This window comes from Peribacillus faecalis, from assembly GCF_014712675.1.
GTDB lineage: Bacteria > Bacillota > Bacilli > Bacillales > DSM-1321 > Bacillus_AD > Bacillus_AD faecalis.
Genome location: NZ_JACXSI010000012.1, coordinates 164,008 through 179,358, shown reverse-complemented (window position 1 = coordinate 179,358; position 15,351 = coordinate 164,008). Strand labels below are relative to the sequence as shown.

Below are 15,351 nucleotides of genomic sequence, written 5' to 3'. Positions count from 1 at the left end.
TCTCTTTAAGAATTATGTAAGCGCAAGCTAGTAGACTATAACATTGAATATGGGCAAGGAGGATTATGTACGTGTTTGAAAAAAGTAGGCTACTTCCCAGGGACGATTGGGAGCAGGATTTGATCGACCTGGAATTATTGCGGGAAGCAGAGCAATTACGGAAATATTATCACTTTATGCAAATTAGTTATAAACAATCGAATGTACCGTTTACATTTATTTTAGTTTCTATTCATGCTTTTGATGAGCTCGTCCACCGATATGGGGTCGATGTGATGAAGGATGGTTTGATGGAGATGCATAAATATCTGGTACAGGAAAAAGGAAGTTCTAATTTAATATTTCGCCTGCCGACAAAGCATATATGGGTATTGTTGGTTCCGAAATCAACGATTCAAGAGGCGGTATTATTTTTAGAGAACCTGTTTCAAAATACTCCCTTGATCTCGGATGGTCAGAATGCAAATATTTGCTTGTATTTGTCAGGATGCATTATTGAAACTGTAAGTGCTGAAATGGATATGGAAAAGATTTTTGAAGTTGGAAAAACCCATTTAGAGGAAGCTTTGCAAAAAGGACCTTCTCAAATGAAAGTGATGAAGTATAATGAATAATTCATGAGGTCGTACTATGAGGATAGAGGGTTTTGTAGATAAATGTCGAATTAAAGAAAGTATTATGGAAAAAAGAAAATTAATACTTATTACAGGTGTGTTTTTAATCATCATTACCGGACTTCGTTTAAGTTGGATAATGTATCACTCAAAATCGGAGTTTCCACATGCCGAAGCAGGTGTTCTTGATCTGCGCGGCGTTGATGTATTGGGAAGTAAATCAGTACCATTGGATGGAGAATGGAGCTTTTATGATGAGAAATTTATAGAGTCTGGCAAAACGGCTGATTCTGAGCCGGTCTATCTGACAGTTCCGGGATTATGGAGCAAAGAAGAAAGAAATCAGAATTATTTTGGCTATGGTACATATCGTCTATTAATCTTGTTGGATGATGATAGTGAGCAAACTTATAGTATGTACTTCAAGGATTTAAGTACGTCTTCGAAAGTTTTTATAAATGGCGAGTTAGTAACGGAAAGGGGAAGCCTCTCAGAATCAGCGGACGGTTTTATGCCAGATAATAAGCCGTTTCAGATTGAATTTGAAAGTACATCCAATCAAATTGAGATTGCCGTTCAGGTAGCTAATTTTATTGATCCGAGATATGGTGGCATTAAAGAATCAATTGTATTAGGTTCTAGTGGAACAATTGTAAGGGACCAATTTCTTGGCTATTCTTTGCAAATTGTAGCAGCTGTTGTGTTTTTGCTGCATGGTATTTACTCTCTCTTTATTTATTTTGTTTTCAAAAGAAGGAAAGAAGTACTGTTTTTAGCGTTATCATTTTTCAGCATAGCAATAGCGACAATTGCCGATGATAATAAGATTTTGTACTATATGTTTCCGTCTTTAACGTACGAGCACTGGACGGTCATTATTCTTCTTGCGTATATAACAGCATCACTTTTTTTAGTGCATAGCTTTAGAAGCGTAATATTGAAACAAAAAATTTTAATCAGCTATACATTATTTTGCACATTATATAGTGTGAGCATTTTTGTCATGCCTCTTGACGTAACACTGTATAATATGAGGCTATTTCTACTCGCTATTTTTATATTTCCGGCAATTGTAATTTCTTTTGTTACTGTAAAGATGGTTCTATCAGGCAAGAGAGGTACGATTTTTTTGTTCTTGCTGATCGTGAGTATCGGGTCAAGTTCAGTGTGGGGTATCTTGAAAAATACGGGATGGCTGAACATATCGAATTATCCGTACTTGCCTCTTGAATTGATTGTGGCTGTCATTTTATTTGCTGTTTATTGGTTTAAATATTTCTTTCATGTATCTGAGGATAATCGGCAGTATGCTGAGAAAATGGAGCAAATTGACAAAAGGAAGGATGAATTTTTAGTTCACACATCCCATGAACTGCGCAATCCGCTTCATGGAATCATTAATATGGCACAGGAAATTATCGATGAAGAAAATAAAAACTTAGATTATGATACAAAAGCGAATCTGCAGCTTCTTGTTACAGTTGCCAAACGGATGTCGATGCTTCTGAATGAATTGATCGATCTCTCCAACATAAAAGAAGGGAGAATTCAATTGAAATTGAGAAGCATTCACCTGGCGTCGGTTGTTTCAGGTGTGCTTGATATGCTTCGATTTATGAAGGAAGGGAAAAAAATAGAGTTTTTCTGTGATATTCCGGAGGGATTTCCGAATGTGAAAGCAGATGAGAATCGGCTTCTGCAAATATTATTCAACTTGCTGCACAATGCGCTGAAGTTCACGGAAGAAGGGACGATTATGATTACTTCTGAAGTCCGAAAGAAACAAGCCGTCATTACGGTAAAAGATGAAGGGATTGGCATTGATGCTAAATCAATTAAAAAGATTTTTCAGCCGTATGAACAAGGTGGCACTCAAAACTCAAATTTGGCAGAAGGGCTTGGGCTAGGTCTTAGTATTTGCAAGGAGTTAGTGGAACTTCACGGTGGCACCATTACTGTACAATCTGTTGTAAATCAAGGCTCCTCATTTATATTTACACTTCCGCTCGCGAATGAGGAAGAAAGAACGGTTGCTGAAGAAAACATAGTCGATTTCAGATTGCCGGATCGTGTTGCTGAGATGGAAACTGCGGTGACAATGCATGGAGAGAGAGCACGCATCTTTATAGTAGATGATGACCCTGTTAACTTAAAAATCATGAAACAAATTCTTTCTGGACAATATGATATATCCACATCGTCAAGCGGTAAAGAAGCGTTGAAGCTATTAAATAAGGGGAAGTGGGATTTAGTTATATCAGATGTGATGATGCCAAATATGTCCGGCTATGAGCTGACTATGAAAATAAGAGAGCGCTACTCTATTACCGAGTTGCCGATTTTGCTGCTGACGGCGCGAAGAAGGCCGGAGGATGTACAGAGCGGGTTTCTTGCCGGAGCGAATGATTATGTAGCGAAACCGGTTGATAAAATGGAGCTCGTTGCACGTGTTCAGGCGCTGACATTCTTGAAAGATTCAATTTCGGAAAGAATTAGGATGGAATCGGCATGGCTGCAGGCTCAAATAGAACCGCACTTCCTATATAACACATTAAATACAATTGCAGCGCTCAGTGATATTGATTCATCGAAAATGATTACCTTATTGCATGAGTTCGGCAAATATTTACGTACAAGCTTTGACGGGAGAAATTTGAATAAGCTTATTCCGCTTCAAGAGGAGCTTGAACTTGTTCGTTCTTATATATATATTGAACAGGCTCGTTTTGGCAGTCGTTTAAATATTGAATGGAACATCGATGAAAAGCTGGATGTGCAAGTTCCGCCTCTTGCAATCCAAACTTTGACAGAAAATGCAATCAAACATGGAGTACTAAAGCGTCCACAAGGTGGAACGGTGAAGATTGAAGCAATCGATTATGGGGAATGGGTGAAGATTTCAATAATTGACGATGGTATTGGAATAGCGGATGACAGTTTAAATCATCTTCTGAAAAAGAAATCGGAACAAGACCGAGGAATCGGCTTGCTGAATACGGACAATAGATTGAAGCAACTGTTTGGTCAAGGAGTGACGATCTCAAGTGAGCTATCAGTCGGTACGAGTGTTTCATTCCAAGTTCCGAAAGAATGAGGGGGCGGTAAGATACCGCCCCCTATATATTTTTCAGAAGATTACTTGTTGCATATTCAGGTTGAATGCCTAGCTCTTCTTCTAGCAAAAAAGTAAAGTTTTGATATACTTTAATCGCTTCCATACGATTTCCGCTATTAAGATGGTGCTGTATCAAGTGTCGGATTGCCGGTTCACAATATGGATCGTGCATGAGCAACAACTGCAAATATTGTTGGGTCTTCATATTGTTGTTGGTTTCAGTGTAAAAATTAATTAGTTGCTGCAACAATGAGAGCAGTTTTTCTTTTAACGCTTTTGATTTCTGTATTGACCATGCATAGGCGTTTTTTTCAGCATAGTCTCCTTTGTACAAGGCAAGTACTTGCTCAGCTTCCTTTATATTTTCTTCAGTAATTCGGTTCTCATCAATGAATTTCTCAAATGTCTCTGCGTCGCAATAGTATTCCTCAATATGTAATCGGTAGCTTTGATTAGTGAATTGCAGAGCATCTCGGATTCCGTTTGACTCAAGCGTTTTACGCAGATAGGATAAATTCGTGTGAAGTTGGATTTTAGCTTTTTTATAGTCTTGTTCAGGCCATAAATCATTAATGAGTGTATCACGGTGAACATATGTATCTTGATGCATAAAAAGATAAGCGAATAGTTCTTTCGCTTTGTTTGTTTTCCAGCTGATGATTTGTTTGTGAGTAGAAGCTGAAAATTCCATAAAAAAATTGATTTTCAAGGAAGGACTATGCTCGTTTTCAGGGAAACGCTTCTGCAGATGCATTTGCTTAATTCTTGAAATTGTTTTTTCAAGTCGTTCCATCATAATTGGTTTTAGTAAATAATCTATTGAATTTAATTCAAATGCTTGAACTGCGTAATCCCGATAAGCCGTTACAAACACTATATGAATGCTCGGATTCCAATCTGAAATCACCTCTGCTAAATCCAAACCGCTCAAACCGGCCATTTCAATATCAAGAAAGGCTACTTGAAAGTCGAGTTGCTTCATCTGTTGGAGGGCATACTCTGCGCTAGCATAGCTGGCAGCTATTTCAATCTCCCCAGTGCTTGTTAATTTCTTTTCTAAGAGTTGTAACGATAGCGGCTCATCGTCAACTAAAATTGCGCGTATCATTCAAAATACCTCTTCCATCAGTTGTATTTGAAAATTATATTTTTAATGAATTTTTAGTCAAATGGAACTAGTAATAGGATAGCATAAAAGAATAAAAGAATAAAAGAATAAAAGAATAAAAGAATAAAAGAGCAAGCACCCTTAATTGAATTTATAGGAGCTGCTAACAGGTAGACCATTGTCTCGTTTCTTCTGGATAAAGTTTACTTAATTGACATGGGATATCGAGATTCATTAGTATACCCTTATAGGTATGTTGGTGTTCTTAATTTTAAGGGGGATTGTATGGAAGTAATTCAAATAGGTTCAATTGCGATTTTGCTAAAATGGCTGCTTTTAGCTGCGGCTGCTTTAATAGGAGTAATTGCTGTATGGATTTGGCTTAAGCTCTTGAATGGCGCAAAAGAAAGCAAACAGATCGTTGATTTGATTTTAAACAGTTTATTTGTTGGTTTTTTTGTTTGGAAGGGCAGTTTATTGCTTCTTGAACCGGGCTTGGTTTGGAAACAGCCGCTATCGTTGCTCTATTTCACGGGCGGAAAAGACGGGCTTATTATAGCGATCGTTTCTGCTGTGTTGTATTTTTTTGTGAAAGCAAGCAAGCAACGAATAGAGTCTCAATTAAAGATACAAATAGTAATCTTTTATAGCAGTATTGCAGTAGGAATATATCACTTACTATATGCGTTGTTTTTACAGGAAGATATACTTTTTCATACATTAATCGGATTGGCGGCTTTGGTTGAAAGTACATTCAATAAAGTGCAAGCGAGAAAATTATTTTCATTTGTTATTCTATTTTCCTTCTTCTATTTAATCCTTTCTTTATTATTGCTTCATTCGATGAATAAAATATTGTTATTTACCAGTGATCAATGGCTGTTCTTTTTCTTGATTTTGTTATCCCTTTATTTTTCAAATAAAAAAGTTTAAGAAGAGGTGAAGCGCATGAATAAAAAAAGCATATTGGTATTGATTGGGTTATTTGGTTTAATCGGCTGGGCAATCTACGATAACTTTTTTTCGGAACAAGTTTCAAATAGCAACATTCAGGTGGAGCAAGAGAAGGAGGAAAAAGAGGATACGGATTTAAATGATAAGACAGGTTTAGAGACAGGTGATAAAGCGCCTGATTTTCAATTGCAGACTTTTACCGGAGAAGAGCTGAGCCTATCGGGTTTGCAAGGGAAGAAAGTCGTCCTTAATTTCTGGGCTTCTTGGTGTCCGCCATGTAAAGCAGAAATGCCCCATATGCAAAACTTTTATGTTCGTAATCAAGATCAAAATGTGGAGATATTGGGCGTGAATATGACTACAGCTGAAAAGAATGAGATGGATATCGGTATGTTTATTAAAGATTATGGACTGACTTTTCCTATTGTTCTTGATTCAAAAGGAGACGTAAGTATACTGTATCAAGCGATCTCGATTCCGACCACTTATTTCATTGATTCTGATGGTTATATTCAGCACAAGGTAATGGGACCGATGGATCAGGAAATGCTTGAAGAGCTTGTTCATGGTATGGATTAAATTAACGAGAAGAAAGATAATTCATTGTAAAAAGGTATGAATAGTTTTAATATTGTATGAAAGGGGATGAGAGCATGAAAGTATATAATTCGGTAATCGATTTGGTCGGAAATACACCGGTTGTGCGACTAAATAGACTTGTTGATGAAACATGTGCTGAGGTTTTGGTGAAGCTTGAATATTTCAATCCAAGTCGCAGCGTTAAGGATCGCGCAGCTTTCTCATTGATTGATACGGCTGAAAAAGAAGGTTTGATTTCGGCCGGGGCAACGATTATTGAGCCGACAAGCGGAAATACCGGTATCGGTTTGGCAATGAATGCGGCAGCGAAAGGCTATAAAGCAATTTTCGTTATGCCGGACAATGCTACGAAGGAACGAATAATGATATTAAAAGCTTATGGAGCGGAAGTTGTATTGACACCGGCAGCGGAAAAAATGCCAGGTGCAGTGGCAAAAGCCCTTCAATTGCATAAAGAAATTCCGAACAGTTTTATACCGCAGCAATTTGAGAATGAAGCTAATCCCGCTATTCATCGTACGACAACAGCAATCGAAATTTTGGATCAGACAGACAGAAAGCTGGATGTATTCGTTGCGACTGCAGGCACCGGCGGGACAATTACGGGTACAGGAGAGACATTGAAAGAGGCTCTTCCAGACCTGCGTGTTGTAGTCGTTGAGCCGAAGGGGTCTCCTGTTTTATCAGGAGGTCAAGCGGGTGCGCACAAATTAGTCGGCACAAGTCCAGGGTTTATTCCATCAATATTAAATACAGAGGTTTATGATCATATTGAGTTGGTCGAGGATGAAGATGCCCTTCATATTACGCGTGAATTAGCGAGACTAGAAGGTATTTTGGTCGGTCCGTCTGCTGGTGCAGCTGTCTGGACTGCTATTCAGGAAGCAAGAAGATTAGGGCCTGGTCATCGTGTGCTATGTATCGCTCCGGATACAGGGGAAAGATATTTGAGTATGGCAGGGTTGTTCTCATAAAACTGACGCTGAATACAGAATGAAAAACTTAAATGTCATTTAGGCATTTAAGTTTTTTTAGTTTAACGATTCATCCATTTGGCTAAAGAAGAAAGAGTGGTTTATCCTTTCTCAATTATTATTTATATATGAGAATATAAATGATTGAGCGTAAAGTTAATTTAGGAAAGTCAAGGATAAGGAGGGATAAAATAAATAAGTGAGCTAGTCCAAGGAATGTAGAAAACAGCTATATTATATTAAACAAATATAGAATAAAGATTGCTGTAAAAGTCAATAATGAAGAAGCATAGGGAAATAGAGGCAGAAAAGAATGAAATTCCTATATTTTCGACACTAACTTACATTTTTTGCTTGACTAATTCCTTATTAATAATTATTATAAAAAAAGGATAAATACAAATTACTTCTCAGGAGGAATAAATAATATGTCAATGATCAATAAAAAACTAGAAGACTTTAAAGTACAAGCATACCAAGATGGAGAATTCAAAGAAGTTACTCAAGACGATGTAAAAGGTAAATGGTCTGTATTCTTCTTCTATCCAGCTGATTTCTCATTCGTTTGCCCGACTGAATTAGCAGACGTTCAAGATCACTATGAAGCATTCAAAGAAATGAACTGCGAAATCTACTCTGTATCTACAGACACACATTTCGTACATAAAGCTTGGGCTGATGCAACTGATACAATCGGTAAAATCAAATACCCAATGCTTGCTGACGCAGCGCATGTACTATCAAAACAATTTGGTGTGTTAATTGAAGAAGACGGTTTAGCATTACGCGGAACTTTCATCTTAAATCCAGAAGGCGAAGTTAAAGCTTACGAAATCCACGATCTAGGAATCGGCCGTAACGCTGAAGAGTTAGTACGTAAAGTACAAGCTGCTCAATTCGTTGCAGAGCACGGAGATAAAGTTTGCCCAGCTAAATGGACTCCAGGTGAAGAAACTCTTGAGCCAAGCTTAGACCTAGTTGGTAAAATCTAATAAAAAATAACAATTGAACCGTTTAACTTGAATTTCAAGTGCCGGTCTTATAAAGCCTTATGCCTGTCCATTTATGGCAGGTGAAAGGCTATAAAATATAAAAAAAGAGGCACTTACCGCTAATAAGTGCCTCTTGTACTGCCTTTATAAAAAAATAGATAAAAAGATTATACTACAAGGAGAACGGTTATGGAAAAGATTTATGACTTATTGATTATCGGCGGCGGTCCTGCAGGCCTTTCAGCAGGCTTATATGCCGGTCGCGCGAAACTTAAAACATTAATTATCGAAAAAGGCAACTTCGGCGGTCAAACGTCTACTACTTCAGAAATTGCTAACTACCCTGGTATCCGTAACATTTCAGGTCCTGGACTCATTGAAGAAATGCGCCTTCAAAACGAAGATTTTGGTGTGGAGTTCACAAAAACAGAAGTAACAGGCGTTGATTTTTCAGGCGATGTGAAAATCATTAAAACAATCAATGGGGAACTAAAAGGCCGCGCGGTAATCATCGCAACAGGTGCATCTCCTCGTAAACTTGGCTTCCCGGGCGAAGCAGAATTTACAGGTCGCGGTGTTGCTTACTGCTCAACTTGTGACGGAGAATTCTTCGAAGGTCTTGAGGTATTCGTAATCGGCGCTGGCTTTGCTGCAGCAGAAGAAGCGATGTACTTGACTCGTTATGCAACAAAAGTGCGCATCATTGCTCGTGAACCTGAATTCACATGTGCTCCTTCAATTGCAGATAAAGTATTCGCAAATGATAAAATTGAAGTTCATTTCAATACAGAATTACAAGGTGTTTATGGAGACGACATGATCAAGAGTGCTCGCTTCATCAACAATAAAACAAATGAAGAATGGGAATACACTGCAAAAGAAGAAGACGGCACGTTCGGTGTGTTCGTATTCATCGGCTATCAGCCAAAAACGGATGTTTTCAAAGGTCATATCGAGATGGACCGTGCAGGCTACATCTTAACAGATGATGATATGAGAACAAATGTCAAAGGTGTTTATGCAGCTGGTGACCTTCGTCCGAAATCATTGCGCCAAGTAATTACAGCTGTTGCTGACGGAGCGATTGCGGCAACGGATGCAGGTAAATATGTATCAGAAGAAAAAGAACGTCTTGGCATTAAAGATGAGCCGGTTGAAGAAGCAAAACCTGCTAAAAAAGAAGAAAAAGCAGCTACTGCAGCTGGATCAGGCAAAAGCTCGTTATTATCTGATGCAATCCGCGGTCAGCTAAAAGGCATTTTCGCTAAAATGGAAAACGATGTAACATTAGTGTCAATCGTTGACGAAAGCCTACCTAAGTCTGTAGAGCTTCGCGACTTCTTATTAGACGTTGCCGAGCTTGGCGATAAGCTTCACCTTGAGCTATATAACAAAGGTGAAAATCCGGATATGGAGGCTAAAATCCATGCCGATAAATACCCTGTTGTTTCATTATTGAATGCAAACGGCGAATATAGCGGGGTTAAATACCACGGCGTACCAGGTGGACATGAGTTGAACTCATTCATCCTAGCTATTTACAACCTAGCTGGTCCTGGGCAAGCATTGGATGCAAGCATTATGGATACAATTAAATCAATCGATAAAAAAGCAAACATTAAAGTCATGGTTTCACTTGCATGCCACTATTGCCCAGATGTAGTGGTCGGCGCGCAACGCATTGCCATCGAGAACCCTAATATTGAAGCGGAAATGGTCGATATCAGTCAATTCCAAGACATTAAAAAGGAATACAAAGTAATGAGTGTTCCAGCGATGATCATCAATGACGAACAAGTCGTTTTCGGTGCTAAAAAAATTGACGAAATCGCAGCTTTATTAGTATAAGAATAAAGGAAAAGAAGCAATCTCTTGTCGGGAGGTTGCTTCTTTTTATGGTTGTTTTTGGATAAATGTTCTTTTGGTTGGAGAGGAGGGCGGCGACTCCTGCTCAGAGGAAGCTGGCAGGCCGAGACAGCAATGAAGCTTAGCAAAGTGGTGGCTTGGTGCCTTGCCCCGCGGAAAGCGTCCATCCGGAGCGAAAAACCAATAGAACAAACCAAACTAAAAGCCTCTCGCTATAAACGAGAGGCTCGACGTCCAGTTCCAGGGACCGATGACGTTTTTCTAATCCTCCGGCACAGCTTTATTTTTAAGCATGAACATATAGATAATGAGCGCAACCGTTAATATAGTATGACCCATACCCGACATACCGGAAATCGCGCTGTCTAATCCGTTTGACATTTCAAGTGTGCCGTTAATGACAAGCATACTGGTCATGCCGCGAACGAACATAAAGGTGGCAGTCAAAATTACGCCAATGTGATAAAGGATATAAAACACTTTAAACTTAGGCGCCTCTGAAACATGAAAGTTCTTTTCCAGTAAAATAAAAATCATGAACATCATAAAACCTAATGCGAATAGGTGTGTATGCACAGTCCCTAAGGCAGTAGGTTCTGAAATATCCATTATCTTTGTAATTTCTCTCCAAAGTATACCGCTGCCTAGAGCGGCAAGTAAGTATATGAAAGCGGAATTAAATAGTTTTTTCATTCTTCTTTACCTCCCCTAGCTTTCCTTACAGTACTTTACCTCTTCGTGTATACAGTAAAACAAATTTGTGATGTGCTTACTTAGCAGAATAACGGGAGAATAGTTACTAGTAAGAATTAAGAGAAAATTGTCACAAAAACTTCACAGAATATTCATAATAGCTGAAAGCGTTTGCTTTTTATTGTGATATAGTATTTTGGATAAGTTAACCGCTTAACCAATGTTAACTAGTTGATGAGGAAAGGAAGAAAAATCAAATGTTTAAGTATTTGCAACGTATTGGTAAAGCAATTATGCTTCCGATTGCCGCTTTACCGATTGCCGGTATTTTACTGGGTATCGGTGGTGCCTTGATCGGAATTGCTTCTTTGGAAAATGCACCGTCCATTTATAATCCGCTTATTTCATTCGTAAATTTAGATGCAGTTAAAGCTATACTTCAAATTATGAATGATATCGGTAATATCATTTTCGGAAACTTGCCGATTTTATTCGCAGTCGGTGTTGCAGTCGGCTTAGCTAAAGACGATAAAGGTACTGCAGGTTTAGCTGCGATCTTCGGATATTTAGTTATGAATCAGGTTATTTCTACATTATTAGGTTTAGGTTACACAACATTAGGTGTTGTAACAGCTGATAATGTTGGGGAATATGGTACATATGTTACGACATCGCTTGGTATATTTACATTAAATATGTCAGTGTTCGGTGGTATTATCGCAGGGATTGTAACAAGTATACTGCACAATCGCTATTATAATATTACTTTTAACCCTATGTTCTCATTCTTTGCGGGATCTCGTTTCGTTCCAATCATTACGTCTTTAGTAATGGCGCTTGTCGGTGCTTTATTGGCATTTGTCTGGCCTGTTGTTCAAGACGGCATCGCTTGGTTATCTGAGCTTGTTCAAGGTTCAGGCTTAGTTGGCACATTCTTCTATGGTTTAATCGAACGTTCATTAATTCCGTTCGGTCTTCATCATGTTTTCTATACGCCATTCTGGTACTCTTCTTTCGTACAAGCAGATGTTATCATCGATGGTACTAAAACAGTTATTAGTGGAGCAAGCCCGGCTTACTTCCAACAATTAGGCTCAATGAGTGATTTAGTAGGCGCTTCTCAAGGAACAATGAGTGAAATTGTTTCCGGAACGACACGTTATATGGCCGGTAAGTTCCCATTCATGATGTTCGGTCTGCTTGGTGCGGCACTTGCAATGTACAAATGTGCAAAACCTGCTAAGAAAGTATTAGTCGGTTCACTGCTATTCTCAGCTGCGGGTACTGCTGCTTTAACAGGTATTACAGAGCCAATTGAATTCACATTCTTATTTGTTGCTCCTTGGTTATTCGTGATTCACGCAGTATTGGCCGGTCTGTCATTCATGTTAATGGATATGTTAAACGTATTCATCGGTATGACATTCTCTGGCGGTCTGATTGACTTTACATTATTTGGTCTTTTGCCGGCAGGTGCAGGGGTTTCAACTAACTGGTATTATGTACTGCTTGTCGGTGTTGTCTACTTTGTTCTTTACTACTTCATATTCAGTTTCGTGATCAAGAAGTTCAATCTGAAAACACCTGGTCGTGAAGAAGATGATGAAGAAACGAAACTATATACAAAAGCTGATTATCAAGAAAAAACAGGTCAAACAGGCACAAAAACAGCTTCAAAAACCTCTGGCAATGATGAGCTTCGCGAAATCGCTCCAAACGTGTTAGAAGCATTAGGCGGAAGCGACAACATTGAAAATATCGATGCTTGTATCACCCGACTTCGCGTTGAAGTAAAAGATGCAAAAAAAGTTGATAAAAACCAATTGAAAAAGCTGGGTGCTGCGGGTGTACTCGAAGTATCAGGCGGTGTTCAAGCAATTTTCGGCGGCAAATCGGATACGCTGAAAAATTATATTAAAGAGATTATGTAATCGTTAAAATGGGTCTTTCTCAAAAGTGATCAAATCATGAATGAGAGGCCCATTTTTTTCTGATTAAGTATAAAGCTATAGAACTTAGATAGTTGTCTGACCATACACCTGCCTTGCTTGCGGGCCGCTTCTGCATTTCGGTTCCCGCATGTCTCCCTTTTTCATTCAAGTGAATTCAAGAGGCGAATACAAAAATGAAAAAGGACCGGTAACGGTTTTTCTTATTTCTATTTACAAATGCAAGGATAGCGGTAAAATTAGGTTTATTGACATGTTGTGGAGGAAAAAATGAAGACGCATAAGGTGACAATAGCTGATGTGGCAAAAAAAGCGAATGTTTCAAAGGCTACCGTTTCGTATGTCTTAAATGATGTCGATAAAGTATCAGCTGAGACGAAAGAGCGAGTCTTACAAACAATCAAAGAGCTCGGATATGTGCCGAACAGTTCGGCCAGAAATTTAGCACTTCAGGCTTCTGAATCAAGAGAAGAACCGCATCCATTTTATCACGATTTCATGCAATCATTTATAAAAACTAAAATCGGTTCATTACCGGAACAAACAAAGAAAAAACTGCAAAAAATCATCCGTGAGAAGGGATATTTACCAAGTGATCGCCTTGACCAGCTCATGAATACCTTGCCTTCGACCTTGGCGATTTTTATTAAGATGGAGAAAGATTACCGTCATACATTAATCGAAAGCAATCCATTTTATCAAGAATTTATTAGCGGGGTAAAACATACGGCACAAGAAAATAATTTATCAATTAAAATATTTAATACACTGGAAGAACAATCATATAGTGAAGTGGCGAACCATCATTTTTTAGGTTTTATTATAGTGGGGCAAATCCCCGAAAATCTTGAGAGAATACTATTAACTGTGGATGAGCCGGTTGTTGTCGTTGATGAATATGGCACTCATCCAGACTTTGTGAATTTAACTTCTGAAGATCAAAAAGGAACGTTTAATAGTGTTGAATATTTAATTTTGAAAGGTCATAAAAGAATTGCATTTGCCGGTTGCGAGAATGATTACGGTAATTTTATTGATAAGAGGATTGAAGGATATAAGGAAGCTCTTGAAGCATATGGTATTGAGTATAAGAGCGAAGATATATTTATCTCGAAAAATAAATACAGTTATGATGAAGGAATTAATCTTGCTAACATCATAGCTGAGAGCGGCAGGAACTATGACGCGGTATTTTGTCCAGCTGACATTATGGCGATTGGATTAATGAAGGGTTTTTTGAAAAGGGGATTTCGTATCCCACAGGATTTGTCGATTATGGGATTTGATAATATTTATTTCAGTCGCTATTGCAATCCGGAACTGACGACGGTTGATCAAAATATATTTTTGAAGGCAGAAACGGCTGTTACGATTGTGATCCGTAAAGCGAAGGGCGAAAAAGTCCGGAATAGTTATATGTTGCCTGTATCTCTAGTCGAACGGGAATCGGTTATAAATAGGGAAGAGAAAAGGATGTAATGTGAATAATTTCGTCCTTTACTGCTTTATTAGGTAGCATTCAAGAAAAAGGACCGGTAACGGTTTTTCTATATGTGAATTATCATGGTGGAAGAATTGAATAAAATCGGACAATGCTTCAAGTCAGCTTGAAGAAGGCAAGGCAATCTATTAAACTAAAAGCAGGGTTTGACATGATTCTACTAACAATTATTTAATTTACTACAAGAAGTAAACTCCAGCTGTTGCTGGAGTTTATTTTTGTGCTAATAGCATATTGATCAATTCTGAAGGTACATTCATCGTTTGATTATCAATCTTTAATTGTTGATTAGTATCTTCTTTAATTTTGCCTATTTCCTTATGAAGCTTCTCCATCTTCTTGTCGAGTTCTGAAGCGGTATAAGCAGCTTCTTTTAGTTCTTCTAACATATTCTCAGGAATTGCATTCTGATATTTATAATAGATTTTATGCTCGAGGCTGGCCCAGAAATCCATCGCCATTGTCCGAATTTGCAATTCTACATATACATGCTCTTCTCTGTCAGACATAAAGACCGGTATCTTAATTATAAGATGCAAACTTCTGTAGCCATTTGGCTTCGGATTTTTAATGTAATCTTTCAGGCTGACTAATTCGACATCTTTTTGTTTTTGGATCATATCGCTGATTCTGTATATATCAGAAATAAAGGAGCAAATGATTCGTACGCCCGCAATGTCCCGAATATTTTCCTTCAATTCATCTAATGAAACAGTACCTCCGTTTTTACGGTACATTTTTTGAATGATGCTCTCCGGAGATTTCAGCCGGCTTCTGACATGCTCAATCGGATTGTATTCATGTATATATTGAAATTCTTGTTTTAATACGTTTATTTTTGTTTCTATCTCATCCATCGCACACTTATATGTCATCATAAAGCGTGTTAATTCTTTCTTCGTTTCCATGAAATGCTGTAAGTCTAAGTTTGTTTTGGAACTCATCGTTGCTGTGTTTTTCCTTTCCTCTTTTCAAGATAGTTCCA

At 38.2% G+C, this 15,351-nt stretch carries 12 protein-coding genes; 9 read left to right on the top strand and 3 right to left on the bottom strand.

The features are described from left to right. Positions 1-71: 71 nt before the first annotated feature. On the top strand, positions 72-614 hold the full coding sequence (locus IEO70_RS06590; protein ID WP_190997568.1) for a hypothetical protein: 543 nt from the start codon (positions 72-74) through the stop codon (positions 612-614). Positions 615-630: 16 nt separating this feature from the next. After that, positions 631-3,708 carry a hybrid sensor histidine kinase/response regulator gene (locus IEO70_RS06585; RefSeq protein WP_190997567.1) on the top strand — a complete coding sequence of 1,026 codons (3,078 nt, stop codon included), beginning with the start codon at positions 631-633 and terminating at the stop codon, positions 3,706-3,708. Positions 3,709-3,730: 22 nt separating this feature from the next. Here the strand turns inward: IEO70_RS06585 and IEO70_RS06580 are convergent, their stop codons facing one another. Beyond that, on the bottom strand, positions 3,731-4,837 hold the full coding sequence (locus IEO70_RS06580; protein ID WP_190997566.1) for a response regulator: 1,107 nt from the start codon (positions 4,835-4,837) through the stop codon (positions 3,731-3,733). A 285-nt stretch (positions 4,838-5,122) separates the two neighbouring features. Here IEO70_RS06580 and IEO70_RS06575 point away from each other — a divergent pair, with 285 nt between their 5' ends. From IEO70_RS06575 to IEO70_RS06555, 5 genes are all read left to right on the top strand, one after another. Next, the gene (locus IEO70_RS06575) at positions 5,123-5,770 is read left to right on the top strand and encodes a hypothetical protein (RefSeq protein WP_190997565.1); all 648 of its coding nucleotides are present in this window, start codon (positions 5,123-5,125) and stop codon (positions 5,768-5,770) included. 15 nt (positions 5,771-5,785) lie between these two features. Then, entirely contained in the window at positions 5,786-6,370 is a 585-nt protein-coding gene (locus IEO70_RS06570) for a redoxin domain-containing protein (RefSeq protein ID WP_190997564.1), read from the top strand. A 74-nt stretch (positions 6,371-6,444) separates the two neighbouring features. Then, positions 6,445-7,365: a cysteine synthase A gene (cysK, locus tag IEO70_RS06565; RefSeq protein WP_190997563.1), complete on the top strand. Its 921-nt coding sequence runs from the start codon at positions 6,445-6,447 to the stop codon at positions 7,363-7,365. Between the two features lie 428 nt (positions 7,366-7,793). Continuing rightward, positions 7,794-8,357, top strand: coding sequence for an alkyl hydroperoxide reductase subunit C (gene ahpC / locus IEO70_RS06560; protein WP_190997562.1), 564 nt, complete (start codon positions 7,794-7,796; stop codon positions 8,355-8,357). 189 nt (positions 8,358-8,546) lie between these two features. Beyond that, positions 8,547-10,205 carry an FAD-dependent oxidoreductase gene (locus tag IEO70_RS06555; protein WP_190997561.1) on the top strand — a complete coding sequence of 553 codons (1,659 nt, stop codon included), beginning with the start codon at positions 8,547-8,549 and terminating at the stop codon, positions 10,203-10,205. Positions 10,206-10,484: 279 nt separating this feature from the next. Here IEO70_RS06555 and IEO70_RS06550 read toward each other — a convergent pair whose 3' ends face one another. After that, complete coding sequence (locus tag IEO70_RS06550) at positions 10,485-10,916, bottom strand: DUF2871 domain-containing protein (protein WP_190997560.1); 432 nt, start codon at positions 10,914-10,916, stop codon at positions 10,485-10,487. A 257-nt stretch (positions 10,917-11,173) separates the two neighbouring features. On the opposite strand from IEO70_RS06550, the gene IEO70_RS06545 reads away from it, so the two are divergent. Beyond that, positions 11,174-12,847, top strand: coding sequence for a PTS transporter subunit EIIC (locus IEO70_RS06545; RefSeq protein ID WP_190997559.1), 1,674 nt, complete (start codon positions 11,174-11,176; stop codon positions 12,845-12,847). Positions 12,848-13,135: 288 nt separating this feature from the next. Continuing rightward, complete coding sequence (locus tag IEO70_RS06540; protein ID WP_190997558.1) at positions 13,136-14,344, top strand: LacI family DNA-binding transcriptional regulator; 1,209 nt, start codon at positions 13,136-13,138, stop codon at positions 14,342-14,344. 234 nt (positions 14,345-14,578) lie between these two features. Here IEO70_RS06540 and IEO70_RS06535 read toward each other — a convergent pair whose 3' ends face one another. Beyond that, positions 14,579-15,310: a GTP pyrophosphokinase gene (locus IEO70_RS06535; protein ID WP_190997557.1), complete on the bottom strand. Its 732-nt coding sequence runs from the start codon at positions 15,308-15,310 to the stop codon at positions 14,579-14,581. Between the last annotated feature and the right edge of the window lie 41 nt (positions 15,311-15,351).

Coding starts and splice junctions, on each gene's coding strand:
- cysK (WP_190997563.1), top strand. CDS start 6,445: ATGAAAGTATATAATTCGGTAATCGATTTGGTCGGAAATACACCGGTT.
- IEO70_RS06535 (WP_190997557.1), bottom strand. CDS start 15,310: ATGAGTTCCAAAACAAACTTAGACTTACAGCATTTCATGGAAACGAAG.
- IEO70_RS06575 (WP_190997565.1), top strand. CDS start 5,123: ATGGAAGTAATTCAAATAGGTTCAATTGCGATTTTGCTAAAATGGCTG.
- IEO70_RS06580 (WP_190997566.1), bottom strand. CDS start 4,837: ATGATACGCGCAATTTTAGTTGACGATGAGCCGCTATCGTTACAACTC.
- IEO70_RS06585 (WP_190997567.1), top strand. CDS start 631: ATGAGGATAGAGGGTTTTGTAGATAAATGTCGAATTAAAGAAAGTATT.
- ahpC (WP_190997562.1), top strand. CDS start 7,794: ATGTCAATGATCAATAAAAAACTAGAAGACTTTAAAGTACAAGCATAC.
- IEO70_RS06540 (WP_190997558.1), top strand. CDS start 13,136: ATGAAGACGCATAAGGTGACAATAGCTGATGTGGCAAAAAAAGCGAAT.
- IEO70_RS06570 (WP_190997564.1), top strand. CDS start 5,786: ATGAATAAAAAAAGCATATTGGTATTGATTGGGTTATTTGGTTTAATC.
- IEO70_RS06550 (WP_190997560.1), bottom strand. CDS start 10,916: ATGAAAAAACTATTTAATTCCGCTTTCATATACTTACTTGCCGCTCTA.
- IEO70_RS06545 (WP_190997559.1), top strand. CDS start 11,174: ATGTTTAAGTATTTGCAACGTATTGGTAAAGCAATTATGCTTCCGATT.
- IEO70_RS06555 (WP_190997561.1), top strand. CDS start 8,547: ATGGAAAAGATTTATGACTTATTGATTATCGGCGGCGGTCCTGCAGGC.